The following is a 3,233-nucleotide window of genomic DNA, read 5'->3' on the forward strand; positions in this document are numbered from 1 at the left end:
ACCCAGTACTCCTTCTCGACCGACCCGAACCTGCGCGGCGCGCCGACCGGCCACACTGTGCCGGTGCGCGAGGTCAGACTCTCGGCCGGCGCCGGCTTCGTCGTCATCATCTGCGGCGAGGTCATGACCATGCCCGGCCTGCCCAAGGCGCCGTCCTCGGAAAAGATCTTTCTCAACGAGCAGGGTCAGATCGAGGGCCTGTTCTAAGCCTTCTTCGAACCGAGAACGACCAAGGGCGCCGGCTCACCGCGGCGCCCTTTTTGCTTGCCGGGCTAGGCGGCGTTCCGCTTCAGCGCCCGCTGGTTCGATGCGTAGATCGTGTCGCGTTCGGGCAGCTTCCCGGTCTTCAGGCAATCGATCCATTCGGCGGTCTTCAGCACCGCGGCGAAGCGCGACTGCAGAACGACGCTCACCACGCGATGGATGTCCTCCGCCGAGGCATAGCCGGCGCTGTTGGCATAGGGCACCGAGCCACTGGCATCCGAAAGGAATTCGACGGCAAAGCCCATATGCACGGCGTGGATGATGGTCGACAGATCGCAATTGTGGGTCATGTAGCCGACCACCGCGATCGTATTGATGGCATTGACGCGCAGCCAGGTCTCCAGATCCGTGCCGGTGAAGGCCGACGGCAGCGTCTTTTCGACATAGTGGTCGCGTGCGCGCCTGGCTATCTCAGGATGCAGCTCGCCCCCATGGCTGCCCTTCGCGAAGATCGGCGAGGTCTCGGGCGCCATCTGCTTTACGACCACGACCTTGATGCCGGCCACCGCGGCCGCGTCCATGGCCCGCGCCACATTGGTGACGCTGTCGGCGAAGGGCGGATGCTGGATGGCTAAATTGCCGCCGTTGTAGTCGTTCTGGACATCGACGACCACAAGCGCGCGGCGCGGCTGGGTGGCTGGTGCAGACATGGCGGTTTTCCTTTCGACCGGGTTGATGGCGCAAAAGCTAGGCCGATCTTCTCGGTCGAGAAAGTGGCCCGATTGACATCGTTCGAAAGAATTGGGACATTCGCCAACCAACGCAAATGACGCCTGTCATGAAGAACCCGATCATCGCCGTTGTCGCCTTTGACGGCATCAGTCCGTTCCACCTCTCCGTGCCTTGCCTGGTGTTCGGCGCCGACCGTACCAAGCTCGGCCTGCCGCGCTTCGACTTCCGCGTCTGCGCGATGGAGGAAGGGCCCATTCATACCGACGCTGGGCTCAGTATCGTCGTGCCGCATGATCTTTCAGCGCTCGACGAGGCGGACATCGTCATCATCCCGAGTTGGAAGGATCTCGAGGCCCCGCTGCCCGCGCCGTTCAAGGAGGCGCTGCTGCGCGCGCATCGGCGCGGCGTGCTGATCGTGGGTCTGTGCCTCGGCACCTTCGCCATTGCCGGCGCCGGATTGCTGGCCGGGCGCGAGGCAACCACCCACTGGGCCTATACGGGCCAGTTGCAGAAGCTTCATCCCGACATCACGATCGACGCGGACGTGCTCTATGTCGACGATGGCGACATCGTCACCTCCGCCGGCGTCGCCGCCGGGCTCGACTGCTGCCTGCACATCGTGCGCGCCCGCTATGGAGCGGAGGCTGCGCTGCGGATTGCCCGTCACGTCGTCCTCTCGCCGCACCGGCAGGGCGGCCAGGCGCAGTACATCGAGCGCCCGCTTGCGCCGACGCCGAAGGCGGACCGCTTCGCCAAGGCTCTCGATGAGGTGCGGGCATCGCTCGGCGAAGCCCACAGCCTGGACAGTGTCGCCGAAGCGGCAGGCCTTACCCGCCGCACCTTCACGCGCCGTTTCCAGAAAACCACTGGAACCAGTTTCGGCGACTGGCTCGCCGACCAGCGCGTGGCGCTGGCGCAAAGGCTGCTGGAGCAGACGGACAATTCGATGGACATGGTGGCCTTCGAAGCCGGCTTCGGCAGCGCCACCTCGCTGCGCCAGCATTTTGCGGCGCGCCTTAAGACCTCGCCGAAGCAGTACCGGCGCGAGTTTTCGAGAAACACCCAGACGCCAAGCGGACTCAGCCTCTTGTAACGACCCGTGCCGGGTTGCCGACGACGGTCGCATTGGCCGGCACGTCACGGGTCACCACCGCGCCGGCGCCGACGATGGCGCCCTCGCCTATGCTGACGCCGGCGAGGATCACCGTGCTGCCGCCGATCCAGGCGTTGTCACCGATCGTCACCGGTTTTGCGATCTCCAGCCAGCCAGCCGTCCAGTGGCTTCGCGATGATGTTCGGCGCAGTAGATCTGCACATTGGGGCCAAGCAGCGTGCCCTCGCCGATGCGCACTGGCGCGGTGTCGAGGATGGTGCAGCCGGCGTTAAGGAAGGCGCCGTCGCCGAGAAACAAATTGAAGCCATAGGCGCAATGGAACGGCGCCTCGATGCGCGCGCCCTCGGCCACGCCGCCGAGCAGCGCCCGCAAGGCCGGAGCGATGTTGCCGCGCTGCCGGGGCGGCAGGCTGTTGTGCTCGAACACCGCATCGCGCGCGGTGACGCGCAAGTCCTCCAGCTCATCGTCGATGCAGGTGTACCATTCTCCCGCCGCCATCTTCATGCGCTCGCTTGCCGCCATGGCGACACCTCCAGATCTGTCTGCTGCAAAGCCTAATCCATTCTCGGACAAAAGCCCGTGGCCAAACGCCCGGCCCATGCTAGCCTGCCTTGCTGGAACCGTGCGAGGTTCCGATTTTGAGGGGGTCGATCATGCTTTACCTGCTTGCACTGCTGATAGGCGTCATTGCCGGGCTGCGCGCCATGACCGCGCCCGCCGCCGTCGCTTGGGGTTCTTATCTCGGCTTGCTGCCGGTCACCGGCACCTGGGCGAGCTTCATGGGCCACTGGATCGCCGTCGGCATCTTCACCATCCTGGCGATCGTCGAGTTGATCACCGACCAGCTGCCGTCGACGCCGAGCCGAAAGGTGCCGCAGCAGTTCGGCGCCCGTGTAATCCTAGGCGCCTTCGCCGGCGCGGTGATCGGCGCCACCGCTGGGGCCACCATCGGCGGCCTTATCGCCGGCGCGATCGGCGCGGTGATCGGCACGCTGGGCGGCGCGGAAGCGCGTGACCGACTGGCAGCGGTTTTCGGCAAGGATCCGCCCGCCGCCTTCATCGAGGACGCGGTGGCCATCATCGGCGGACTGCTGATCGTGGCGGCGGTCGCATGAGACTTCCTGTGTCAACCTGTTGTGAGCAAGGCGTTTGCGGCGGGGTGTTTTTGGGGATCGTAAGGGGT

General features: G+C 65.5%; 4 protein-coding genes and 1 pseudogene. 3 read left to right on the forward strand and 2 right to left on the reverse strand.

The genetic code is table 11. From position 1 onward, the window contains the following. Positions 1 to 207, forward strand: a 207-nt coding sequence (locus tag P9272_RS35650) for a formate--tetrahydrofolate ligase (protein ID WP_278164875.1), incomplete at its 5' end; no start/stop codon positions are given. Between the two features lie 65 nt (positions 208 to 272). Here the strand turns inward: P9272_RS35650 and P9272_RS35655 are convergent. After that, entirely contained in the window at positions 273 to 914 is a 642-nt protein-coding gene (locus P9272_RS35655) for a cysteine hydrolase family protein (protein ID WP_278164877.1), read from the reverse strand. A gap of 128 nt (positions 915 to 1,042) precedes the next feature. Here P9272_RS35655 and P9272_RS35660 point away from each other — a divergent pair, with 128 nt between their 5' ends. Beyond that, entirely contained in the window at positions 1,043 to 2,029 is a 987-nt protein-coding gene (locus P9272_RS35660; protein WP_278164879.1) for a helix-turn-helix domain-containing protein, read from the forward strand. Here the strand turns inward: P9272_RS35660 and P9272_RS35665 are convergent. Next, a pseudogene (locus P9272_RS35665) lies at positions 2,016 to 2,572 on the reverse strand (sugar O-acetyltransferase). The gene P9272_RS35660 and the pseudogene P9272_RS35665 sit on opposite strands and share 14 nt — an antisense overlap. A gap of 131 nt (positions 2,573 to 2,703) precedes the next feature. Between P9272_RS35665 and P9272_RS35670 the strand changes: the two are divergent. Further along, on the forward strand, positions 2,704 to 3,165 hold the full coding sequence (locus P9272_RS35670; RefSeq protein ID WP_278164881.1) for a DUF4126 domain-containing protein: 462 nt from the start codon (positions 2,704 to 2,706) through the stop codon (positions 3,163 to 3,165). Positions 3,166 to 3,233: the final 68 nt, after the last annotated feature.

It is taken from the genome of Mesorhizobium sp. WSM4976 (assembly GCF_029625685.1).
Lineage (GTDB): Bacteria > Pseudomonadota > Alphaproteobacteria > Rhizobiales > Rhizobiaceae > Mesorhizobium.